22 protein-coding genes and 2 pseudogenes are annotated in these 21,708 nt (G+C 73.4%); 13 read left to right on the top strand and 11 right to left on the bottom strand.

Annotated features, from left to right (window positions below; genetic code table 11):
* Positions 1-59: 59 nt before the first annotated feature.
* Positions 60-278: a DUF397 domain-containing protein gene (locus ABT023_RS18730; RefSeq protein WP_350887135.1), complete on the bottom strand. Its 219-nt coding sequence runs from the start codon at positions 276-278 to the stop codon at positions 60-62.
* Between the two features lie 67 nt (positions 279-345).
* Between ABT023_RS18730 and pepN the strand changes: the two genes are divergently transcribed.
* The 8 genes and pseudogenes from pepN (at position 346) to ABT023_RS18770 (ending at position 9,061) form a co-directional block, all read left to right on the top strand.
* Positions 346-2,859 (top strand): aminopeptidase N, encoded by a 2,514-nt coding sequence (pepN, locus tag ABT023_RS18735; RefSeq protein ID WP_350887137.1) that lies wholly within the window; start codon positions 346-348, stop codon positions 2,857-2,859.
* Positions 2,860-2,931: 72 nt separating this feature from the next.
* Positions 2,932-3,528, top strand: coding sequence for a nicotinate-nucleotide adenylyltransferase (nadD, locus tag ABT023_RS18740; protein ID WP_350887140.1), 597 nt, complete (start codon positions 2,932-2,934; stop codon positions 3,526-3,528).
* 110 nt (positions 3,529-3,638) lie between these two features.
* The gene (rsfS, locus tag ABT023_RS18745; RefSeq protein ID WP_350887143.1) at positions 3,639-4,049 is read left to right on the top strand and encodes a ribosome silencing factor; all 411 of its coding nucleotides are present in this window, start codon (positions 3,639-3,641) and stop codon (positions 4,047-4,049) included.
* Positions 4,046-4,675: a histidine phosphatase family protein gene (locus ABT023_RS18750; RefSeq protein ID WP_350887146.1), complete on the top strand. Its 630-nt coding sequence runs from the start codon at positions 4,046-4,048 to the stop codon at positions 4,673-4,675. The genes rsfS and ABT023_RS18750 overlap by 4 nt, the downstream gene beginning before the upstream one ends.
* 47 nt (positions 4,676-4,722) lie before the next feature.
* On the top strand, positions 4,723-5,580 hold the full coding sequence (locus ABT023_RS18755) for a DegV family protein (RefSeq protein ID WP_350887148.1): 858 nt from the start codon (positions 4,723-4,725) through the stop codon (positions 5,578-5,580).
* Positions 5,581-6,001: 421 nt separating this feature from the next.
* Complete coding sequence (locus ABT023_RS18760; RefSeq protein ID WP_502890716.1) at positions 6,002-6,841, top strand: ComEA family DNA-binding protein; 840 nt, start codon at positions 6,002-6,004, stop codon at positions 6,839-6,841.
* A pseudogene (locus tag ABT023_RS18765) lies at positions 6,838-7,680 on the top strand (ComEC/Rec2 family competence protein); the annotation flags it as partial. The gene ABT023_RS18760 and the pseudogene ABT023_RS18765, both read left to right, overlap by 4 nt.
* 16 nt (positions 7,681-7,696) lie before the next feature.
* Complete coding sequence (locus ABT023_RS18770) at positions 7,697-9,061, top strand: recombinase family protein (protein ID WP_350887153.1); 1,365 nt, start codon at positions 7,697-7,699, stop codon at positions 9,059-9,061.
* 221 nt (positions 9,062-9,282) lie between these two features.
* On the opposite strand, the gene ABT023_RS18775 is transcribed toward ABT023_RS18770, so the two are convergent.
* On the bottom strand, positions 9,283-9,624 hold the full coding sequence (locus ABT023_RS18775) for a hypothetical protein (protein WP_350887156.1): 342 nt from the start codon (positions 9,622-9,624) through the stop codon (positions 9,283-9,285).
* A gap of 158 nt (positions 9,625-9,782) precedes the next feature.
* Between ABT023_RS18775 and ABT023_RS18780 the strand changes: the two genes are divergently transcribed.
* Positions 9,783-9,998 (top strand): hypothetical protein, encoded by a 216-nt coding sequence (locus tag ABT023_RS18780; RefSeq protein ID WP_161691828.1) that lies wholly within the window; start codon positions 9,783-9,785, stop codon positions 9,996-9,998.
* 64 nt (positions 9,999-10,062) lie between these two features.
* Here ABT023_RS18780 and ABT023_RS18785 read toward each other — a convergent pair whose 3' ends face one another.
* The 3 genes from ABT023_RS18785 to ABT023_RS18795 form a co-directional block, all read right to left on the bottom strand.
* On the bottom strand, positions 10,063-11,223 hold the full coding sequence (locus ABT023_RS18785) for a hypothetical protein (RefSeq protein WP_350887159.1): 1,161 nt from the start codon (positions 11,221-11,223) through the stop codon (positions 10,063-10,065).
* Positions 11,223-11,441 (bottom strand): hypothetical protein, encoded by a 219-nt coding sequence (locus tag ABT023_RS18790; RefSeq protein WP_350887161.1) that lies wholly within the window; start codon positions 11,439-11,441, stop codon positions 11,223-11,225. The genes ABT023_RS18785 and ABT023_RS18790 overlap by 1 nt, the downstream gene beginning before the upstream one ends.
* Before the next feature lie 292 nt (positions 11,442-11,733).
* Entirely contained in the window at positions 11,734-12,192 is a 459-nt protein-coding gene (locus ABT023_RS18795; RefSeq protein WP_350887163.1) for a helix-turn-helix domain-containing protein, read from the bottom strand.
* A 459-nt stretch (positions 12,193-12,651) separates the two neighbouring features.
* Here ABT023_RS18795 and ABT023_RS18800 point away from each other — a divergent pair, with 459 nt between their 5' ends.
* Positions 12,652-12,861, top strand: a complete 210-nt coding sequence (locus tag ABT023_RS18800) for a hypothetical protein (RefSeq protein ID WP_350887165.1) — start codon at positions 12,652-12,654, stop codon at positions 12,859-12,861.
* A gap of 496 nt (positions 12,862-13,357) precedes the next feature.
* On the opposite strand, the gene ABT023_RS18805 is transcribed toward ABT023_RS18800, so the two are convergent.
* The 4 genes from ABT023_RS18805 to ABT023_RS18820 form a co-directional block, all read right to left on the bottom strand.
* Positions 13,358-13,633, bottom strand: a complete 276-nt coding sequence (locus ABT023_RS18805; protein ID WP_350887167.1) for a hypothetical protein — start codon at positions 13,631-13,633, stop codon at positions 13,358-13,360.
* Positions 13,634-13,694: 61 nt separating this feature from the next.
* Positions 13,695-14,048 carry a hypothetical protein gene (locus tag ABT023_RS18810; RefSeq protein ID WP_350887169.1) on the bottom strand — a complete coding sequence of 118 codons (354 nt, stop codon included), beginning with the start codon at positions 14,046-14,048 and terminating at the stop codon, positions 13,695-13,697.
* Positions 14,049-14,565: 517 nt separating this feature from the next.
* Positions 14,566-15,933: an AAA family ATPase gene (locus ABT023_RS18815; protein ID WP_350887172.1), complete on the bottom strand. Its 1,368-nt coding sequence runs from the start codon at positions 15,931-15,933 to the stop codon at positions 14,566-14,568.
* 202 nt (positions 15,934-16,135) lie between these two features.
* Positions 16,136-16,348 (bottom strand): hypothetical protein, encoded by a 213-nt coding sequence (locus tag ABT023_RS18820; RefSeq protein WP_350887175.1) that lies wholly within the window; start codon positions 16,346-16,348, stop codon positions 16,136-16,138.
* 354 nt (positions 16,349-16,702) lie between these two features.
* Between ABT023_RS18820 and ABT023_RS18825 the strand changes: the two are divergent.
* The 3 genes and pseudogenes from ABT023_RS18825 to ABT023_RS18835 form a co-directional block, all read left to right on the top strand.
* Positions 16,703-18,325 (top strand): annotated as a pseudogene (locus ABT023_RS18825) (ComEC/Rec2 family competence protein); the annotation flags it as partial.
* Between the two features lie 123 nt (positions 18,326-18,448).
* Positions 18,449-19,429: a DNA polymerase III subunit delta gene (holA, locus tag ABT023_RS18830; RefSeq protein ID WP_350887309.1), complete on the top strand. Its 981-nt coding sequence runs from the start codon at positions 18,449-18,451 to the stop codon at positions 19,427-19,429.
* Positions 19,426-20,055: a hypothetical protein gene (locus ABT023_RS18835; RefSeq protein WP_350887177.1), complete on the top strand. Its 630-nt coding sequence runs from the start codon at positions 19,426-19,428 to the stop codon at positions 20,053-20,055. Before holA ends, ABT023_RS18835 begins: the two co-directional genes overlap by 4 nt.
* A gap of 245 nt (positions 20,056-20,300) precedes the next feature.
* Here the strand turns inward: ABT023_RS18835 and rpsT are convergent, their stop codons facing one another.
* Positions 20,301-20,567 carry a 30S ribosomal protein S20 gene (gene rpsT, locus ABT023_RS18840; RefSeq protein ID WP_350887179.1) on the bottom strand — a complete coding sequence of 89 codons (267 nt, stop codon included), beginning with the start codon at positions 20,565-20,567 and terminating at the stop codon, positions 20,301-20,303.
* A 118-nt stretch (positions 20,568-20,685) separates the two neighbouring features.
* Positions 20,686-21,702, bottom strand: a complete 1,017-nt coding sequence (locus ABT023_RS18845; protein ID WP_350887181.1) for a phosphotransferase family protein — start codon at positions 21,700-21,702, stop codon at positions 20,686-20,688.
* Positions 21,703-21,708: the final 6 nt, after the last annotated feature.

Genomic DNA, 21,708 nt, shown 5'->3' on the forward strand with positions numbered 1-21,708 from the left:
CATCCCCGATCGGGTGTGCCGCCCCGCCGCCGACGAGGGCCGACGTCGCGTCGACCGGCTCAGTCCAGGTCGAACTCGCCGTCCTGGGCCCCGGCGACGAAGGCGTCCCACTCGGCCTGGGTGAAGACGAGCACCGGACCCTCCGGCTCGGCGGAGTTCCGCATGCCGATCAGATCGTCGACGAAGGCCACCTCGACCGCGCTGTCCGAGGTGTCGCCCTCGGCCCGTTGCCAGATCGCCCGGGACAGGTCGAAGTCGCCCTTGGGGTGCTGACCCATTGTTGCTTCCTCCATCGCAGAACGTGATGGGAAACGAGTGTGGTTTCCCATCGGGCAGGATAAGCGGATGCCGAGCCTGAGCCATGTAGAGGCGACCGCGCGTGGCGCGCTGATTACTGTCGAGTCCTACCAGGTGGACCTCGACCTGACCGGTGGCGGCGGGCAGTTCCGCTCGCACACCACGATCCGCTTCCGGGCGACCCCCGGGGCGGAGACGTTCGTCGAGGTCAACCCCGCGAGGCTGCTGACCGTGCGCCTGAACGACCGGGACCTCGACCCCGGGGTCCTCACGGGCAACCGGCTACCGCTGGCCGGGCTGGCCGGGGCCAACACGCTCGTCGTCGAGGCCGAGATGGCGTACTCGAACACCGGCGAGGGGCTGCACCGGTTCGTCGACCCTGCCGACGGCGAGACGTACCTGTACGCCATGTCCTTCCTGGACAACGCCCAGCGTGTCTTCGCCGCCTTCGACCAGCCCGACCTGAAGGCCCCGGTCACCCTCGCCGTCACCGCCCCCGCGGAGTGGACGGTCGCGGCCAACGGCGAGCCGGTCGCCACCCCCCGGCCGGGGCGTTGGGAGTTCGCCCCGACGGCCCCGCTGGCGCCGTACCTGGTCACGCTGATCGCCGGGCCGTGGCACGTGCGCCGGGCCGAGCACGACGGCGTCCCGCTGGGCATCTGGTGCCGGCGGTCGCTGGCGGAGCACCTGGACGCCGACGCCGAGGAGATCCTCACCATCACCCGGCAGTGCCTGGACCGGTTCCACGAGCTGTTCGCCGAGCGCTACCCGTTCGGCAAGTACGACCAGGCGTTCGTGCCGGAGTTCAACGTCGGCGCGATGGAGAACCCCGGCCTGGTGACCCTCCGCGACGACCTCGTCTTCCGTTCGGCGGTCACCGACAGCCAGCGCGAGCAGCGGGCCACCACGATCGCCCACGAGATGGCGCACATGTGGTTCGGCGACCTGGTCACCATGCGCTGGTGGGACGACCTGTGGCTGAACGAGTCGTTCGCCGAGTACCTGGGCACCCGGGTCACCGCCGAGGCGACCCGGTTCGACCAGGCGTGGACCACCTTCGCGCTGCGCCGCAAGGGCTGGGGGTACGCGGCCGACCAGCGCCCGTCCACCCATCCCGTCGCGCCCGAGGGGGTCGCCGACTCGGCCCTGGCGCTGCTCAACTTCGACGGCATCTCGTACGCCAAGGGCGCCAGTGTGCTGCGTCAGCTCGTGGCGTGGGTGGGCGACGAGGCGTTCCTGGCCGGGCTGAACGCGCACTTCGCGGCGCACCGGTTCGGCAACGCCACCCTCGCCGACCTGCTCGGCGCCCTCTCCGCCGCCGGCGGTCGGGACCTGTCCGGCTGGGCCGGGCGCTGGCTGCGCCGGGCCCAGGTGAACACCCTGCGGGCCGAGGTCACCGTCGACGCCGACGGCCGGTACGCGCAGGCGGCGATCGTGCAGACGGCCCCGGCCACCCACCCGGTGCTGCGCCCGCACCGGATCGGCGTCGCCCGGTACGACGCCGACGGCTCGGTCACCCGGGACGAGGTCGACCTCGACCCGGACGCCGACGGGGGCCGCACGGTCCTTGCCGGGCTGGTCGGGCAGCCGGCCGCCCGGCTGCTGCTGCCCAACGCCGGGGACCTCACCTTCGCCAAGATCCGCCTCGACCCCGCCTCGGCGGACGCCGTACCGCTGGTGCTGCCGACCCTGACCGACCCGCTGGCCCGGGCCCTGCTCTGGGGTGAGGCGCTGGACGCCGCCACCGACGGCGAGCGGCCGGTCGCCGGGCTGGTGGGGCTGGTCGACGCCGCGCTGCCCGGCGAGACCGAGCTGCGGGTCGTGGAGGATGTGCTGCTGGCGGTCCGGCCGCTGGTCGACCGCTACCTCGACCCGCCGGCCCGGGAGGCGGCGCTGCTCCGGCTCGCCGGGGCCTGCGAGCGGATGCTCGCCGACGCAGGCCCGGGTGGGTCGCGGCAGTTGGCCGCCGCACGGGCCCTGATCGGCGCGACCACCGACATCGACCTGCTGACCGGCTGGCTGGCCGGCCGGGGCGTGCCCGACGGGCTGGCCGTGGACACCGAACTGCGCTGGTCGGTGCTCGGCCGGCTGGTGGTGCTCGGCGCGGCCGGGGAGACGGAGATCTCCGCCGAGGCGGCGGCCGACCTGAGCGCCGCCGGCGCCGAGCGGGCCGCCGGCTGCCGGGCCGCGCTGCCCGACCCGGCCGCCAAGGCGGCGGCGTGGGAGGCCGTGGTGCGCAACACCGCGCTGTCCGTTCGGCTGGTCGAGGCCGCCGCGGAGGGCTTCTGGCGGCCCGAGCAGGCCGAGCTGACCGCGCCGTACGTGTCCCGCTACTTCGCCGAGATGCCGGCGGCGTGGCCCCGGCGCACCCCCTCGGCCGCCGAGTCCGTCGCGCACCTGGCCTTCCCCCGGTACGCCGTGGCACAGCCCACCCGGGACCTGGCCGCGGCGTTGCTGGCTCGCGACGACCTTCCTGCCGGCCTGCGGCGGGTGGTCACCGACCTGGACGACGACCTGCGCCGGGCCCTGGTGGCCCGCGCGGCCGTGGCCGCCGCCGCCTGACCCGGGCCCGTTCCGCCCGGCCCGGTCGGAGGGCCCGGGTCGGGCCGGACGGGCCCGGCATACGATCTCCGGATGGAGGAAGACACCCGCCGGGTCGGGATCATGGGCGGCACCTTCGATCCGATCCACCACGGTCACCTGGTGGCCGCCAGCGAGGTGGCGGACCGGTTCGGGCTGGACGAGGTCGTCTTCGTGCCGACCGGGCAGCCGTGGCAGAAGGCGGACCAGTCGGTCACCCCGGCCGAGGACCGCTACCTGATGACGGTGATCGCCACCGCCTCCAACCCCCGGTTCCAGGTCAGTCGGGTGGACATCGACCGGGGCGGGCCGACGTACACCGTCGACACGCTGCGCGACCTGCACGCCCAGTACGGCCCGAAGGTGCAGCTCTACTTCATCACCGGGGCCGACGCGCTGGATCGCATCCTGTCCTGGAAGGACCTGGGCGAGATCTTCGAACTGGCCCACTTCATCGGGGTCACCCGCCCCGGGTTCGAGCTGTCCGCCAAGCACCTCCCCGCCGACACGGTCAGCCTGGTGCAGGTGCCCGCGATGGCGATCTCGTCGACCGACTGCCGGGACCGGGTGGCCCGGGGGGAGCCGGTGTGGTATCTGGTGCCCGACGGTGTGGTGCAGTACATCGCGAAACGACGGCTCTATCTCGGCTGATCGCGCCGGATATGGACCCTATTGTCCGGGAAATCGACCAGAACTGACAGGTCGTCGTGTCGCCGGGTGTGAGACGCTTGGAGCGTCGCACGGTTGATCGAAGGAGAACGGTGACAGTTTCCGAACGCGCACACGAGCTGGCGATGGCCGCCGCCCAGGCCGCGGCCGACAAAAAGGCGCAGGACATCGTCATCATCGACGTGGGTGAGCAGCTCGCCATCACCGACGCGTTCCTGCTCGCCGCCGCCCCCAACGAGCGTCAGGTGCTGGCCATCGTCGACGCCATCGAGGAGCGGCTGCTCGAACTGCCGGAGAAGGCCAAGCCGCTCCGGCGCGAGGGCGAGCGGGGCGGCCGGTGGGTCCTGCTCGACTACGTCGACATCGTGGTGCACGTCCAGCACACCGAGGAGCGCGAGTTCTACGCCCTCGACCGCCTGTGGAAGGACTGCCCGCAGATCCCGTTCGTCGACCGGGACCTGGTCGAGGCCGAGGCCTCCACCGGATCCACCGCCGGCGAATGACCCGACTGATCGTCTGGCGGCACGGCAACACCGACTGGAACGCCACCGACCGGGTGCAGGGACAGACCGACGTACCGCTCAACGACCTCGGCCGGGAACAGGCCGTCGTCGCCGCGCAACTGCTCGCGGCGCTGCGTCCCGACGCGATCGTGGCCAGCGACCTGAGCCGCGCTGCGGACACCGCCGCCGCCCTGGCCGCGCTCACCGGGCTGCCGGTGCGCGCCGACGCCCGGCTGCGCGAGCGGCATTTCGGCCAGTGGCAGGGGCTCGCGCGCACCGAGGCGGCCGAGCGGTACCCGGACGAGTACTCCCGTTGGCGGGCCGGTGACCCGGACCCGGGGGCGGACATCGAGAGCCTCGACGACCTCGGCAAACGGATCGGCACCGCCCTGCAGGACGCGGCCGACGTGGCACCCGGCGGCACGATCGTGGTCGCCACCCACGGCGGTGGGGCCCGGCAGGGCTGCGGGTACCTGCTCGGCTGGGACCACACGGTGCTGCGGGCCATCGGCCCGCTGCAGAACTGTCACTGGACCGAGCTGCGGCACAGCGAATCGCGGGGTTGGCAGCTGCTGGCCCACAACGTCGGCCCGGTCACCCTGCCGGCTCCCGCCGAGGCGGTCTGACCACACGGTCCCGGGCGGTCGGGACCGACATCGGCTACCGTGCCGGCATGCCCGTCGCGGTCGTCACCGACTCCACCGCCTACCTCCCGTCCGAGCTGGCGCAGTCGCACCGGCTCACCGTCGTCCCGCTGACCGTGGTGCTCAACGGCGCGGAGGGGCTGGAGGGCATCGAGACCTTCCCCGAGGACGCCACCCGGGCGCTGGGTGGTCGCCGGGTCTCCGTCAGCACCTCCCGGCCGTCCCCGGAGCAGTTCGTCGGGACGTACCGGGAGCTGCTCGACGCGGGCGCGGACGCGGTGGTGTCGGTGCACCTGTCGGCCGAGCTGTCCGGGACGGTGGAGGCGGCCCGGCTGGCCGCCGCCGAGGTCGGCGAACAGATCGTGGTCGTCGACAGCCGCTCCACCGGCATGGGCCTCGGCTTTCCGGCGCTCGCGGCGGCCGAGGCCGCCGCCGGGGGCGCCGACCTGGCCGGGGTACGCCGGGCGGCGGTCGACGCCATCGACCGCACCAGCATCTTCTTCTACGTCGACACGCTGGAGTTCCTGCGCCGGGGCGGCCGGATCGGCGCCGCAGAGGCGCTGTTCGGCACAGCGCTGTCGGTGAAGCCGATCATGCACATGCCGGACGGGGCGATCGTGCTCATGGACAAGGTGCGCACCGCGAGCCGGGGGGTGGCCCGCCTGGTCGACCTGGCGGTCGGGGCGGCCGGCGACGCCGACGTGGACCTCGCCGTGCACCACCTCGCCGCCCCGCAGCGCGCCGAGCAGCTCCTCACCGCGCTCACCGAGCGGCTCGGCGGCCGGCTGCGCTCCGCGTACGTCACCGAGGCCGGCGCCGTGGTCGCCGCCCACGCCGGCCCCGGGCTGGCCTGCGTCGTCGTGCACCGCCGCCCCGGCGCGGCCTGATCTTCGCCTGACGTTGTGGGGACAGGCGCTCAGCCGGGGTCTTCTCCGGCTCTCGCCCTCCATCTTCCGACCCGTCGCCATAGCACACGACGGACATGATCAGGTGTTTGTCCACAGTGGCCTCCGTTGTCCACAGGCGTCAGTCGGAGGGCGGCTGGTCGTACGGGTCCAGGCCTAATCTCGCGTCGTGTCAGACGACGAGGAAACGGTCGTGCGACGGCTGCGGTGGCTGGTGACCGACCCGGCGCCGGCCGAGGCCCCGGAGCCGCCGATCGTGCCGATCGGGTCGGCCGCGCCACCCGAGGCGGCGGTCGAACGGCCCGGGGTGTCCGCACCACTGCTGGGGCGGGTTCCGGTGGGCGGGCCGGCGGCTGGGCGGCCTGCGGTGGCGCTGCCGGAGGACCGGTGGCTTCCGGCCGGCGTGCCGGCGGTCGAGCGGCCGGTTCCCTGGCCGGGGGAGGGGCGGCCCGGCTCGGGGCGGCGGGCCGCAAGGGCCGCCGCGTCATCCCCCGTCGGCGGCTCCTTCCGGGGCGACGCTCCGGAGCATCCCGGGGAGCCCGCCCCCAGCGCCGACGCCGGGTCCGAGGACGAGCCGACGCGCTCGCCGCGACCGTCCCGACTGCCCGGTCCCGGCGCGTTCGACCCCGGGCGGCGGGGGGTGCGGGCGCTGGCGGTGGTCGCCGTGCTGGTGGTGATCGGCGCGGGCTTCTGGGCGTGGCAGTCCCGGCCGCAGGCCGAACCGGTCGGGTCCGCCCCGTCCGTCGCCCCGGGTTCCGAGGGGCCGGAAGAGGTCCAGCCGGTGGCCGGCGGGCCGACGCCGGGCGGTGAACTGGTGGTGGCGGTCGCCGGCAAGGTCCGTCGCCCGGGGCTCGTCCGGCTGCCGGCGGGCTCCCGGGTAGCCGACGCGGTGCAGGCGGCCGGCGGTGCGCTCCCCGGGGTGGACGTGGCGCTGCTGAATCCGGCCCGCAAGGTGACCGACGGGGAGCTGATCCTGGTCGGCGTGCCCGCCCCGGCGGGCCAGCCCGGTGCCGCTCCCGACGCGCCCGGCGGGGACCCGGCGGTCGCCGGGGGCCGGATCAACCTGAACACGGCCACCCTGGCGCAGCTGGACGGGTTGCCCGGGGTGGGGCCGGTGCTCGCCCAGCGCATTCTGGCCCACCGTGACCAGCACGGTGGCTTCCGCTCGGTGGGCGACCTGCGTCAGGTGGAGGGCATCGGCGACGCCCGGTACGAGCAGCTCAAGGAACTGGTGACGGTGTGAGCGGGAACGCGCGCCCGCCCGCCGCAGGTGCGCCCGCCCCGCCCGGCCCGGTCACCCCGCCAGCCGCCCCGCCCGGCCCGGTCACCCCGCTCGACCTGCGGCTGGCCGGGCTGGCGGTGGCCGCCTGGCTGGCCGCGTTGGCCGGTCTGCATCTGGGTCCCCGGGCGACGGTGCTGCTCGCGGCCGGTGCCGCCGGGCTGTCCGCGCTGACCGCAGCACACCTGCTCGGCGCGCTGGGCCGCCCGGTGCCCCTCGTGCGCCGGTACGGGTGGATCGCGGTGGCCGTACTGCTCGGTGTGGTCTGTGGCGCGGCGGCGACCGCCGCCCGGATCGTCGTCCGGGACGCGCCCGCCGTCCGGTCCCTCGTCGACGACCGGGCCATGGTCGACGCCGAGCTGGTCGTCCGGGAGGATCCGCGCCCGGTCCGGGGCGTATCCGGGCGGCCCGCCACCCTGCTGGTGCGGGCCGACCTCGTGGCCCTGACCGGCCCCGACGGGGCGCGGGTCGCCGCCCCGGTGCGGGTGCTGGTGCTCGCCGCCGACCAGGCCTGGCGGGGCCTGCTGCCCGGGCAGCGGCTCACGGCCGAGGGGCGGTTGGGCGCACCGCGCGGCGGTGACCTGACCGCCGCCGTGCTCACCGTGCCCGGCCCGCCGGTGCCGCACGGTCCGCCGCCGTGGTCCCAGCGCGCCGCCGGCGTGCTGCGCGCCGGCCTGCAACGGGCCTGCGCGCCGCTGCCCGACGAGCAGGGTGGGCTGCTGCCGGGCCTGGTGGTCGGCGACACCAGCCGGCTGCCGTCGGCGGTCGAGGAGGACTTCCGGGACACCGGCATGACGCATGTCATGCCACGATCAAGGCGTGATTAGCGCAGCGATCTACGTACGGATCTCCTCCGACTCCACCGGGGAGGGCCTGGGCGTCGCCCGCCAGGAAGCGGACTGCCGCGCGCTGGCGGAACGCCTGGGCTGGACCGTCACCGAGGTCTACCGGGACAACGACATCAGCGCCTACTCCGGGCGGACCCGGCCCGACTACGAACGCCTCCTGGCCGCCGTGGACGCCGGGACCGTGCGGGGCCTCATCGCCTGGCACCCGGACCGCCTCCACCGCTCCCCGAAGGAACTGGAGCGCTTCATCGACCTGGCGGAGCGCACCGGCCTCCAGGTCCAGACCTGCCAGTCCGGGGCCGTAGACCTCAGCTCCCCGTCCGGCCGGATGGTGGCCCGGATGCTGGGAGCCACCGCCCGCTACGAATCGGAGCACAAGGCCGCGCGCATCCGGCGCAAGCTGGCGGAGAACGCCGCCGCTGGCAAGCCGCACGGCGGGCACCGGCCGTACGGCTGGGAGGTGGACCGGCTCACCATCCGGGAGTCGGAGGCCGCCGTCCTCCGGGACGCCGCCCGCCGTGTCCTGGCCGGGGAGCCGTTGCGCTCCATCTTCCGGGACCTGAACGCCCGGGGCCTGAACAACGCCAGCGGGAAGCCCTGGACGCATCCGACGTTCCGCAACGTCCTCCTCCACGCGCGCCACGCCGGACTCCGGGAGTACAACGGCCAGGAGATGGGCCAGGCCGCCTGGCCCGCCATCATCCCGCCGGAGACCTGGCGCGCGGTCCGGCGCATCCTCACCAACCCGGAGCGGGTCACCACCCCTGGCCGCGCGGGACGCCTCCACCTTCTGTCCGGCATCGCCCGGTGCGGCGTGTGCGGGTCCCCGCTCCGGGTCGGGCACAGCAGGGCCACGGAGGCGTACCGGTGCACGGCGTCCGCGTGCGTCAGTCGGCGGCGGGACCGCCTGGAGGAGTACGTGGAGGCCGTGGTCATCGCTCGCCTGAGCCGTCCGGACGCCGCCGCCCTGCTCACCCCGGAGGACGACGGGGGAGAGCGTGAGCGGGCCGTCCAGGCGGCGGAGCTGGTCCGCCAGCGCCTGGACGACGCCGCCGCCAGCTTCGCGTCCGGCATCATCACGGCCCGGCAACTGGCCACCATCACGGGTCAGCTCCGGCCAGAGCTGGCCACCCTGGAGGCCGCCGCCGCTCCGCCCCCGGACCGGGCTGGCGTCCTGGGGGAGTTGGTGAGCGCGGGGGACGTAGCGGCGGCCTGGGAGGCCCTGAGCCCGGACGCGCGCCGCACCGTGGTCCGGCTCCTCCTGGAGATCACCGTGGACCGGGGCCGGCGCGGCCCCGGATTCTCCACGGAGGGGATCACGCTCACCTGGCGGTGAGGTTTCCCAGCGGCGTAGTGGCAGGTGTCAACGCGCCACGAAACAACCAGGGCGTACCGGGAGGGTTCCCCGGTACGCCCTGAGTCGTTCCCGCGCCCAGGTCAGCGACGGGCACCCGTCGTGCCCGCAGCGCTGGCACCCGCCGTCGGTCCAGTGCTGCCGGATGATCCGCTTCGCCAGCCAGGGAACCCAGACCTCCCGGGGGACCTCCTGGGGCAGGCTCACGGGTGCCGTCCGCCGTCCGCCGCGCGCTCGAAAGCGGCCAGTTGGTCCCGGGCGTAGTCGTTCAGCCAGCACCCGCTTCCCCGGCAGAACGGACACGGCCTGCCGTGGCCGTGCCAGTACCCGTGCCGGTGGCGCACCTCCCGCCACCGGGCCAGCACATCCGTCCCGTGCTCCTCTGCGACCAGGGCGGCCAGGTGCGCTTCCGCCCAGCGCCACTGGCGGCACCCGCCGTGCCCGGTGCACTCCGAACACCGCTTGCCGTCCCGGTGCACTTCCGCGCTCCTCCTGGCCGCCAGGAACAGGTCCGTGCGGCTGGGCGGTCCGTAGTCGATCGCCATCCCCACCTCCAGAGACAGGCAGGTCCGACCACCGATCCCCGATCAGGTGGCCGGACCGCTACCAGTTGCGATTGCCACTACAGCCTCCCCTGCAACGTGGGCACCGTCAAGGTTGCAAGTGGCAACGTGTACGGGTTGCACGTGCATACGGTCAGCGCGTGAGACTGGTGGCCCTTTCCGATATCGCCGAGATGCTTGGCGGCGTGTCGCGCACCCGGACCACAGAGATCACGAACCGCAGCACCTTCCCGGAGCCCGTGGACACGGTCGCCAGCGGCAAGGTGCGAGTCTGGGACCGCGCGGCCGTGGAGGCCTGGATCAGGACCTACCGGCCCCACCAGGCCCGGGACGCCGCATCCGACGAAGAGAGCTGAGCGGCCAGGAGAGAGCACACGAAACGGCCCGGACCACCACGTCCGGGCCGTTGTCCGTGACGGCTCAGGCGGCGGCCTTCACCTTCTTCCTGGCCGTCTTCTCCTGGCCGGTGCCGACGTGGCGGGACAGCGGGGCCAGGGTCTCCGCCGCCTTCGTCCGGACCTCCTGAGCGGCGGCCAGGTAGGAATCCGCCGGAGCGCTGAGCGTGGAGCCCTGGGCGAAGACCTGATGACGGGCGTGGAGCGGCTTCTCCACGTTGGCCCGCATGGCGTCCACCGCCACCAGCTCCGCCAGGGCAGCGTCCATCGCGGTCAGCGCGGCGTCCACGCGCGTCAGGGCGGTCCGCCCCTGGCCGGCGAGGTACGCCAGCCACTCCGCCCGGTTGTCCTCCACCGCCTTCACCACGGCGGCCTGAGTCGCCTCCAGGGCGTCCTCCGTGCCGTCCGCTACCGCCCTTGCGGCGTCCGCCTCCAGCTCCAGGTCCCGGAGGCTCTGGGCGGCCATCGCGGCGTCCGCCGTCCGGCCAGAGATGGCGGCCTGAGCAGCCTCCCGGCGCAGCTCCCGGGGCGCGTTCTCCGCCCGCTGGCGCGCGTCCCGGGCGGCCCGGTTCAGTTCCCCCGCCTTCAGCGCCAGGTCCCGGTATGCGCTCAGGGAGGGCTGAACGGCGGGGTGAACGTGGCGACCCGGGACGCTCACCTGAAGGCCAGCGGCCCGGAACCGGACCGGCTCCGACTCCCAGACCTCCGGGACATCCTCAGCGACCGTGAGCGCGGTCAGCGGACCGGCCCCGGCGGGGAAGGCCACGGTGAGGCCGTACAGCTCCGTCAGGCCACCGTCCCCGCGCTGAACCAGCGCCGTCGCCCGGTGCTCCCCGGCCACATTGCGGAGCGGGCACGGGTTGCCCTGGACCTCCTGACCGGACATCTGGGCCGTGCGGGTCCGGCCACCGTGCCCGACCACCACGAGTCGGCTAGCGTGGCCCTCCGCCTGGGCCACTTCGTGGCCGTAGGGGGTGGTGGGGACCCGGAGCCGGGGGCCGTCCCAGTACTGGTCTCCCGGGTCGCACGCGCAACCCTCCAGCGCGGTCCCCGCCTCCCGGGCGTGGAACATGGCCCGGCCCAGGATGTGTTCCGTCTGGCCCGGGGTCACGGCGGTCATGCCGGTCATGTCCACGGTCCAGACGCCCAGCTCCGGGGAGTAGCGAACCCGCTCATCCGTGATCATCAGTTGCTCTCCTTCAGGTTCAGGATCATGGCCCGGCGGCGGGCCGTGGCCGTGTTGGTGATTGGTGGCAAGGTGCCCATCAGGGCACCCCTCCGGGGGCGGGCCGTGCGCTTCGCCTTCGGCTCCTCCTGGCCGCCCTCCTCGGGCGGGCCGGCGAGCATCGCCCGGCGGCGTGCGGTGGCCACCATGGCGGCGGCCAGCTCCTGGGCTACGTTCATCGGTCCTCATCTCCGTTCAACCGGGCGACGGCGGCCAGGGTGGACACCTGGACGCACTCCGGGCACCGGGCCTGTCGGTCGGTCATCGGGCGGACCCGGGGGAGCGGGACCCCCGCTTCCCTCAGCCGGGCGGCGGCCTCAGCGGCCAGGCGGTAGGACGCCTCCGCCTCCCCGGGGACCTCCTGGACCCGGACGGGACCCAGCGGGACCCGGTGGGTCCTACAGCGGTCCCGGGTCCCTTGTCCCCTCAGGACGCGGGAGGACCCGGACCCGGGACCGAACGCGAGGGGGCTCACCGTGAGGTCCCGTCGGGACCCAGCGGAACAAGATCCTGATCGCGGAGAAGGTCCAATGACCCGGGACCCCGGGGACCCTGAGGACCTCCGGGTCCTACTTCGTGCTGGATCACGAAGGCCGCCGGGAGCCGGAGCCCGTAGAGCTGGACCCGCTCGCGCTCCAGGGACAGGAGGAGGTTCAGGACCTTCACCGTGTCCGGGAGGGACAGCTCCGGGGAGTCCAGGAGGACGTTCGCGCGCCGCATCCAGCCGTTGAAGCGTGTTTCCGACTGGCGGCGGAGGGTGTCCGCCTCCTGTGCGGGGATGCGCTCCAGGGCGGCCTGAACGCGCCGTGCGGCGGTCCTCCGGCTGATGTCCAGGCGCTCAGCGATGGTGTCGATGGAGTGGCCGGCGTTGCTCAGCTCCAGGGCGGCCAACCCCTGTTCGTGTCGCTGGCCGGCGGTCATTCGGCTCATGTTTGGACCGTATACCCGCAAAGTGCCAGATACTAGTCCAAAGTGCCACTGGTAGAGCACCATAATGACACTTATGTTGTTCTATTTAAGTTAGACCCTGCGGGTGTACATCGTTTTGGTGCACCAGAAACGCAACGCGTAGTCAACTAGCTCACAGTGTCGAAGCACTTCGCGCATAACCGGGTGCCCGTCAGGGATCCTGGTTGGACGCGAACGGCCGACAGGCAACGTGGAGCAAGCTCTCAGCTTTTTCTAAGCCGTGTCGGTTTGGCTCTTTACAGTCACCGGTGTCCCTAGCGGACGTCGGACCTGAAAAGGCTGGTAGCCCCTGGGGTCGCATCCCAGGGGCCACCGAAGGGTCCGTTCACCGAAATGTCCCCGTGAAGGATCAAGAAGGAGAAACACAACCCCGTGGCAACCGTAGCTACCACTCCTCCCCCTCACCAGCGTCAGGGCGGAGTGAGTCCTGACACTGCCCTGCTCATCGGTCTCGTCGTGGTCACCGTGATCTCGGTCGGAGCCATCCTCTGGATCGTGCTGGCCAGCGGCCAGAACATCGGCACCGTGGCCCAGGCGGCCATCACCGCTATCAGCGCGGTGACGGTGGCCTCCATCGGCGCGATCGCGGTGGCCATGCGCAAGAGGCGGAACCGGACCACTCGGTCCTGACTCTGGGTGCCGGTGCTGGAGTTCATCTCCGGCCCGGCTTCACCAACGTCATCATCAAGACGGGCCTACCCGGGCCGGAGACAGACTTCTTCTCTGGTCCGGGTGGCCTCTCGCCTAGCCCCGCCCAACCAGGCCCAACCAGCCGTACACGGCCCTTGGCCTGGGGATTTCGTTGGGCGACCGCCTAGCCCCGCCCAACCAGAGGCGGTCGTACAGGAGGCCCCCGCTGCGGCGGGGGCCTCCTCGCTTGGTGGGTCACGCGGTCAGCTTCACGGGCTCCCGTGCGCTCCGTGCGGCCAGGAGGACATCCAACCTGGCCGCTCCAGGACCTCAGCGGTGGACCCAGGTCCTGGACGTGGGTCCTTGCTGAGGTCCCCCGGGGTCCCTGCCGGGTCCCATGTCCAGGACCTCAGCGGGACCCGGGACCCGGCGGGGCCTCTGGGTCCTCAGGTCCAGGACCTCAGCGGGACCCGGGGGTCCTCCGGGTCCAAGTCCTTCAGGCGGCCAGGGAGGAGGACCCGGCGGCGGGGACACAGGACCGGTGCTGGCCGGACCCGACTGACGGGAATCCGGCGGCCTCCCGGCGGACCCGGAGCGCCATGTTCGCCATGAAGTAGCTGACCCAGACCCCGTTCAGCTCCAGGCGGCACCGGGCGGAGGCCGCCGTGGCGTCCAGCGGGACGCCGCACAGCTCCAGTTCCTCCACCACGGCGGCCACCCCGCGCGGCGTGATCCAGGCCCCGTCCGGCCTCGGCTCTCTCCACTCACCCATGCCTTCACCATACGGGCGGGGGGTATTCCTGTCCGGCCGTCTCAGGCGGCCAGGGGAGGGCTCAGTCCCGCCGTGCCAGCTCCTCCTGGATGCGGGCCGCCAGGCTGGCCCGCATCCTCTGGCCCTTCTCCATGGCTTCTTCCGGCGTCTCGCCCAGGGCGTACAAATCCTCCTCAGAGATCAGGCCCTTCTGCGTGATGGGCCGGGGGAGGTTCTGTGAGTCGTCCATCCAGAGGCCGTACACCACCTCCGCCTCTGCGTCCTCCGCCGCCTCCTCCATGAACCTGAGGTCTTCGTGGAGCTGGTCCGTGGACCGCATGGCCAGCCCCTGGCGGCTCATCCTGGTTAGCTTCCGGTCCGCCCCCCAGGCCGTCCAGAGGGGCTTGGCTACGGAGATCACGATGGGCTCGGTCATGCGGTCTGTCTCCTTCGGATGGTGCTGGCACAGGCGGCCAGGGTATGGCTGCCTGTGCGACTGAGCGGCCAGGGGAGGGCTCCTCCTGGCCGCGTGTCGGAATGGATCTTTGGGTTTCATTTGATCTTGAAGTCTTCTGCTACCTCTGCCCCGGACGGAGGGGGGAGTACTACGTAACTCCCCCTCCTCCCGGACAGGTGCAACTGTCCGGGACAGGTGAAACGGGGTGTGAACTGGAGTTTCTCTCCTGGCCGGGTAGCCTGCCCGGACAGCTCTGGACAGGCCACCTGTCCGCACCTGTCCGGGCACCCTTCCTGACCTGCGAAAACGTAACGGCCATCCATCGACGCGGACAGGTGCGGACAGGCGGGGTGCGGACAGGTCGCATGTGCTCTGACCTGGCGTTTCTCTCCTGACCGCCGTTCCCTGTCCGCGAACCGGCGGACAGTCCTGGACCGTTTCCGGACAGGAAGCGGCCCCGCCCGGATAGTCCGGACGGGGCCGCATGGCAGGCCGGTCAGTCCTCCAGCTCCGCCTTCCGGAGCCGGATGGCGGCGGCCAGGATGTTGTTACCGATGCTCACCCCGGCGGCCTTCAGGGCTTCCCTGGCCGCGTCCCTTCCCGCCGCCAGCGGCACGCCCGCCTTCTCCAGTTCACGGAGCGCGCCCAGGATCTCCGGGTCTACGCGGTTGCCGGTGGTGTGGGTGAGGACCGGCTCCGTGACCCGCTGGAGCGTGATCGCGTCGTCCCCCGGGTAGTGCAGCCGGTTCTTCACCCGGGTCAGCGTGAGCGTGCCCGCCTTGGCCGCCGGCATCAACCCGTAGGCCACGGACACGTTGTCCCGCTTCGCGCCGGAGTCACGCTCTCGGGTCTGGTTGCTCAGGCCGGTGTGGTCAAGCTGGATGACGGCCGTCCCGCCGGCCAGGAGGGGCGTGAAGCTGATGTTGTACATGGTCGTCCAGCGGTCCGTCTGGCTGGCCTGCCCCACCTGGCTGAACTTGCTGATGGTGTCTAGGACCACCACGTCCGCGCAGTGCTGGTGAGACATGTCCGCCAGGGCCTGGGCCCCCGCCGGGGTAGCCAGGTCCGGGAGGTCCACGAACGGCATGACCGCCAGGCGGCTCATGTCCTCCGGGGTGGCCCCCATCGCCTTCAGCCGGGCCCGGATGGCCCTCTTCGGGTTCTCCTTGTCGAGGTAGAGCACGCGGGCACCACGGCGGACCATCCGGAGTGACCAGTCCAGCATCAGCAACGACTTCCCGACGCCGGAGGGGCCGAACAGCGACACGTAGTCACCGCGCGCCACGATGCCATCCACCAGCCAGTCCTGGTCCCCCTCCTCATCCTCTTCGTCCAGGCTGAGCGCGCCGGCTGGCACCGCCGGGGCGGTGGCGACCCGGGGCGGGGGGTTCGTGGGGAGCATCGACACGTTGATGTCCGGGCCGTAGCGCCCGGTCAGCGGACAGGAGCCGCTGTAGTTCTCCCATCCGTACAGCGCCCCGGACTTCAGCGTGTGCGTCACATAGAACGACCCACCCTTACTCAGGAAGGCCGCCGCCGGGCCGTCGCACTCCGGGCACGTGAAGTTGAAGCCGCCGCCGGGCCGCGCGGTCAGCCCCAGCGCCTTGTCATGGGTGGCGATGAACGTGCGCAGCTTGGCCCGCTCCGCATGCCGCTTCCGCAGCGCTTGCGCAGCCTCCTTGCGCCACCTGTCGTACCGGAAGTCCCGGGGGTCCACCGGCTGGTCCAGCGCCCGGAGGAGCCGCCAGACATCCATGCCGTCCAGGGCGTCCAGCGCGGCCAGGGCCTCCGCCTCGGTCTCCATCTCCAGGATGTCGAGCACATGCCGCTTCTGGTACCACTTGACTCCGGTCTTCGGAATCATCCAGCACGCCGCCCCTTCGGGGTGCCGGGGAGGCTCCATTAGGAAGGGGTCCGTCAGGAGCCTGGTCCCGCACTCCGGGCACCTGCGGGGCCAATCAGTGTGGATCTCGACTGGCGGGGTGTTAAGCTGAGTCACGAGTCAGTACCTTTCTCCGCTGAGGCCAGGGATTCCGCCCCTGGCCTTCGGCATGTCTGGGGACAGTTCAGGCGGCCCGCTGGCCGGTGGTGCCGGCGGCGGTACCGAAGATGGCGCGGAGCCGGGCCACCTGCTCAGGGGTCAGCTCCGGGGCCCGCTCCACCACGGCCTTCACGGCGGCGGCCAGGTGAGCCTTCCGGGCGCGCTCCCGACGCCATTCCGGCGTGGTGCGCTGGGTGAGGGTGCGCGCGGCGCGCTGGGCTCGTGTCTCGACAGACATGGCAAGGCTCCAGGAAAGTTGCTTCCTGGTGGCCCCGCCTGGCTAGGCTCCCACCCTCTGCGTCCCGGTGCCGTCCGGGCCCATCGCGCGCTCCTACAGTTGCTGTCGTCAGCGCGCATCGCTACTCATCAGGACCTATCGACCCCCGGTAGCCAACCGGTTTGTGTCTGGGGCCGTCGTGCGGACCTTGCGCCGGGTGGCGCTGGTTTCTCGCCCGTGCCTCCACTGTAGCGCTTCATCGATTGAAGCGCTATTCAGTTGATCTATATTTTCCCAGCTCAGCCCCCATATCCAGTCCAGATCAGGACTGACTGGAGAGTTTGCGCAGGTCACGGCAGGAAGATTTATACCTGCCTTACTTGCGCACTGACACACCTGAACGCGGTGTCCGGTTCCAACGTCGCGATCGTCGTGGGCGCGGTGCTGCTGCTGGCCCGCTGGTCCCGGGCCGGTCCCCGGGTGGCCGCCGGGCTGTGCGCGCTGGCCCTGGTCGGCTTCGTCATCCTGGTCCGCCCCTCGCCCAGCGTGGTGCGCGCCGCCACGATGGGCGCGATCGGCCTCGCGGCATTGGCCGCCGGGCGGCCCCGGGCGGCCCTGCCGGCGCTCGCCGCGGCGGTGGCCGGGCTGGTGCTGCTCGACCCGGACCTGGCCGGTGATCCCGGGTTCGCGCTGTCCGTGCTGGCCACCGGCGGCCTGCTGCTGCTCGCCCCGGGGTGGCGGGACGGCCTGCGGCGGCGGGGCGTGCCGTCGGGGCTCGCCGAGGCGCTGGCCGTGCCGGCTGCGGCGCAGGTCGCCTGCGGCCCGGTGGTGGCCGGGATCTCCGGGACGGTGAGCCTGGTCGCCGTGCCGGCGAACCTGCTGGTGGTGCCGGCGATCGCGCCCGCCACGGTGCTCGGGGTGGCGGCGGCGGTGCTCTCCCCGGCCTGGCCGGCGGGCGCGGAGTTCGCGGCCTGGCTGGCGAGCTGGCCGGCCTGGTGGCTGGTCACGGTGGCCCGGTACGGGGCGCGGCTGCCGGCGGGCGCGTTGCCCTGGCCGGGCGGGGTCCCGGGGGCGCTGCTGCTGGCCGGGCTGACCGTGGCGCTGCTGATCGCCACCCGCCGGCCGCTGGTCCGCCGGCTCGTGGCGGTGGTCGCGGTCGCCGTGATCGCCGGCACCCTGCCCGTACGCCTGGTGGCCGCCGGCTGGCCGCCGCCCGGCTGGGTGGTGGTGGCGTGCGCGGTGGGCCAGGGCGACGCGCTGGTGCTGCCGGCGGGCACCGGCCGGGCGGTGGTGGTGGACGCCGGGCCGGACCCGGCGGCCGTGGACGGCTGCCTGCGCCGGCTGGGCGTGCGGGAGGTCCCGCTGCTGTTGTTCAGCCACTTCCACGTCGACCACACCGGCGGGGTCGCCGGGATCTTCCGGGGCCGGCGGGTGGCGGCGGTGCGCACGCCGCAGTGGCCCGAGCCCGCCGCCGGGCGGGAGCTGGTGCGCGCCGCCGCGACGGGCGGGGCGGGGACGGCCGCGGCCACGGCAGGGTGGACGTACCGGGTCGGCGGGCTGGAACTCGTCGTGCTCGGTCCGCCGTACCCGCTGCGGGGGACCCGGTCCGACCCGAACAACAACTCGCTCGTGCTGCGCGCCACGGTGGCCGGGGTGCGGATCCTGCTCGCCGGGGACGCCGAGACCGAGGAGCAGCGGGTGCTGCTCGACCGGGTGCCGCCCGGCGGCGTACGCGCCGAGGTGCTGAAGGTCGCCCACCACGGGTCGGCGTACCAGGAGCCGGCGTTCCTGGACGCGGTCCGGCCGAGGGTCGCGCTGGTCCCGGTGGGCGTCGGCAACTCGTACGGGCACCCGAACGCCGCCGTGCTCGCCCGGATCGCCCGGGGCGGAGCGCGGGTGCTGCGTACGGACACCGACGGTGACGTGGCGGTGGTGCTGGGGCGGGACGGAATGGCCGTGGTGAGTCGGGGCCTCGCTCCGGGACGACACCAGCGCTGAGGAGCGAAGGTCATTGGCGGCATTGGCGGGGGATCAACGTAAATGTCTGGATTTGCGCTGAGTGCGGGCTCCGCCTTCTGCGGCCTCGACGAGCAGGCACGATCCCGGGGGCGGCGTGCGAATATGGGCGGCGTGACCGCCGCCGACCTCGCTCCCATTCTGCTCGTCCTCGGCGACGAGGAGCTGCTCGCCACGCGTGCGGTGGCCGAGACCGTGGCCAGGGCCCGCGGCGTCGACCCCGACGTCGACGTCCGGGAGTACCAGGCCGGGGCGCTGACCGTCGGTGAGATCGCCGAGATGCTCAGCCCGTCGCTGTTCGGCGGCCGGCGGGTGCTGGTGCTGCGCTCCGGCCAGGACGTCCGCAAGGACCTGGCCGCGGCGCTGCTGGCGTACGCGAAGAACCCGGACCCGGACGTCCAACTCGTCGTGCTGCACCTCGGGGGAGCCAAGGGCAAGGCGTTCGCGGACGGGCTGCGGGCGGCGGGCGCGACGGTGGTGCCGGCCGCGAAGCTCAAGGGGCACCGCGAGCGGGTGGCCTTCGTCCGCGAGGAGATCCGCCGGGCCGGCGGCAAGTGCACCGACGACGCGGCCGAGGCGCTCATCGCGGCGGTGGGCAACGACATGCGCGAGCTGGCCGCCGCGTGTTCCCAGCTGATCGCCGACACCGACGGGCGGATCGGGGCCGACACGGTGGCCCGCTACTACAAGGGACGGGTCGAGGTGAGCGGCTTCACCGTCGCCGACGCCACCCTGATCGGCGACGTGCCGGCGGCGCTGGAGGCGCTGCGCTGGGCGCTGCACGTCGGCGTCGACCCGGTCCCGATCGCCGACGCGCTCGCCGACGGCGTCCGCACCGTCGCCCGGGTGGCCGCGGCGGGGCGGGGCGACCCTTACCAGCTGGCGGGCACCCTCGGCATGCCGGCCTGGAAGGTCAAGAGCGCTCAGCAGCGGGCCCGGGGCTGGACGCCGGAGGGCCTGGTGCAGGCGATGCGGGCCGCCGCCGAGTGCAACGCGGCGGTCAAGGGTGGCGCGGACGACCGCGCGTACGCGCTGGAGCGGGCGGTGTTCTCGGTCGCGGCGGCCCGGCAGGGCGGCGCACGGTGAACCGGCCGGTCCGGGTGTCGTGGGCGACGGTCCCCTCCGCCCAGGAGCGGTACCGCCCCCTCTACGCCCGGGCCCTCGGTCTGCGCTTCGTCAACCCCGGCGGGGTGCTCTGCTTCCTGTTCTTCGAGGGGGCCGTCGCGCTGGCCGTCCTGCTCGCCCTGGCCGAGCTGGTGACCTGGTGGGCGGTGCTCGTGCTGCCCGCCGCCGTGGCGGCGATGGTCAAGCTGAACGACATGGTGGCGGAGGCGGTGGTCCGGACGGCCGCGCTCGTGCCGGAGCAGGAGCGGGACCGGTTCCGCCGGCAGATGGAGCCCGTGGTCGGGCGTGCCACGGTCCGCGGCGTCGGTGACCGTCCCGGGGCGGCCGGTCACGCTGACCGGGGCGCGGCCGGTGGCGCGGGCACCGGTCAGGCGGGCGCTGGTGGCCGGGGCGCGATCGGTGTCGCCGGCTCGCCCGGTGCCGGCCCGCGCGGCGCTCCGGGTTCGGCCCCGCGGGCCATCCCGGGCGTTCTCGTCCGTCCCGACCCGACGGGACGCGCGGAACGGCCCCGCCACGGCCTCCGCCGTGCGGAGCCCGGCCTCCCGGAGCCCACCCGTCCGGATCGCATCCCCGGCCCCCGCCCCTGAGCCGGGCACGGGCCGCCGAGGGCGAGCACGGGCACCCCGACGGTGCGGCGGTCGAAGCCGGTCAGGCCGGCCCGGGACATCGGGCTGCGGAGGTGGCCGCAGCACGGGAACCGGATCGGGCTACGTAGCGAACCATCGGGCTACGTAGCGAACCGGAGCCGGCGCGCGGGGAGGCCGGCCCGGACACACAGAAAGCCGGAAGCCCCGGTCGACCCGGGGCTTCCGGTCAGGTCTGTGGACGCCGATCAGGCAGCGAGCGAGATCACGCGCTTGGCGATCGCCGACTTGCGGTTCGCCGCCTGGTTCGAGTGGATCACGCCCTTGCTGACAGCCTTGTCCAGCTTGCGCGAGGCGTCCTGCATGAGGACGGCGGCCTTCTCGGAGTCACCGGCCTCCGCAGCCTCGTGGAACTTGCGGATGGCGGTCTTCAGCGACGACTTGACCGACTTGTTGCGCAGCCGGCGCTTCTCGTTCTGCCGGTTGCGCTTGATCTGGGACTTGATGTTCGCCACGCGACAGCCTCGTCTTGATAGCTCGGTATGGTCTGCATTCCGCTGCGACGAGCATGCGTCATCGCTGCGCGAATAGCCAGGTTACCAGGTCCGCCCGGACGAGCCAAAACGGCTCACTTCAGCGTCCCGGGGCGGTCGGCTCCCGGCCCTCCGCCGCCCAGCCCTGCCGGACGGCGAGCCAGCCCAGCGCCTGCCCGCCGCTCCACCGCTGGTGCGCCCGGATGTGCGGGGACGCGCTCGTCGGCCCGGCGGTGGCCGAGGTGAGCAGGTAACCGGAGAGGGCGGCGAGGGTCACGTCCAGGGCGTCCGGGGGCGCGTCGGCCGCCGCCGGGTGCCCGGCGAAGAGCCCGTCGGCGTCCAGGCCGCCGGCGTGGGCGGTGATCAGCAGACTGACCAGGTCGAACCAGGCCGGCCCGTGGCAGATCCAGGTCCAGTCGCAGAACCACGCCCGGCCGGTCGGGTCGACGAGTACGTTGTCCAGCCGCAGGTCGCCGTGGGCCAGGCCGCCGCGTTCGGCGTACCGGGGCAGGCGCGACTCCAGCGCGACCAACTCGGGCAGCCGGTCCCGCGCCGAGGGCGGCAGCTCCGGGGCCGGCTCCCGGCCGGCGGCCACCTCGCCCCACCAGAGGATGTCCTCCCGTGCCAGGTCGGCGAGCCGGGGCAGGCCGAGCTCCGCCAGCTCGGGGGGCGGGTCGGCCAGGGCGGCGGCCACCTCGGCGTACCCGGCGAGGGTCGCGTCGAGGTCGGCCGGGGTCCATGGCAGCGCGGGCGTGCGGCCGTCGATCGCGTCCAGCCCGAGCGCGTACCAGCCGGCCGTCGCCACCGCCCAGCGCGGGCGGGGGACCGGCAGGCCCGCGGGGAGCCGGTCCAGGACGGCGGCCTCATGGGCGTACCAGTCGACGAGGTGCCGCTGCTCGGTCAGCGACGCCGCCTTGACGAAGGTCCGCCGCCCGTCGGCGGTCTCCAGCACGGCGGCGAAGCCCCGGGTGAACCCGGCGCCGGCCACCCGGGCCGCCGCCACCGGACCGCCCAGCCGGGCGGTCACCGCCGCCCGCAGGCCGGCCGGCAGCTCCGCCCAGCCGGGGCGCAGCGCGGTCGCGTCGTACGGCACCGGCGGGAGTGAGTTCGGGACCATCCGGCC

The sequence above is a fragment of the Micromonospora sp. NPDC002296 genome (assembly GCF_040296145.1).
Lineage (GTDB): Bacteria > Actinomycetota > Actinomycetes > Mycobacteriales > Micromonosporaceae > Micromonospora.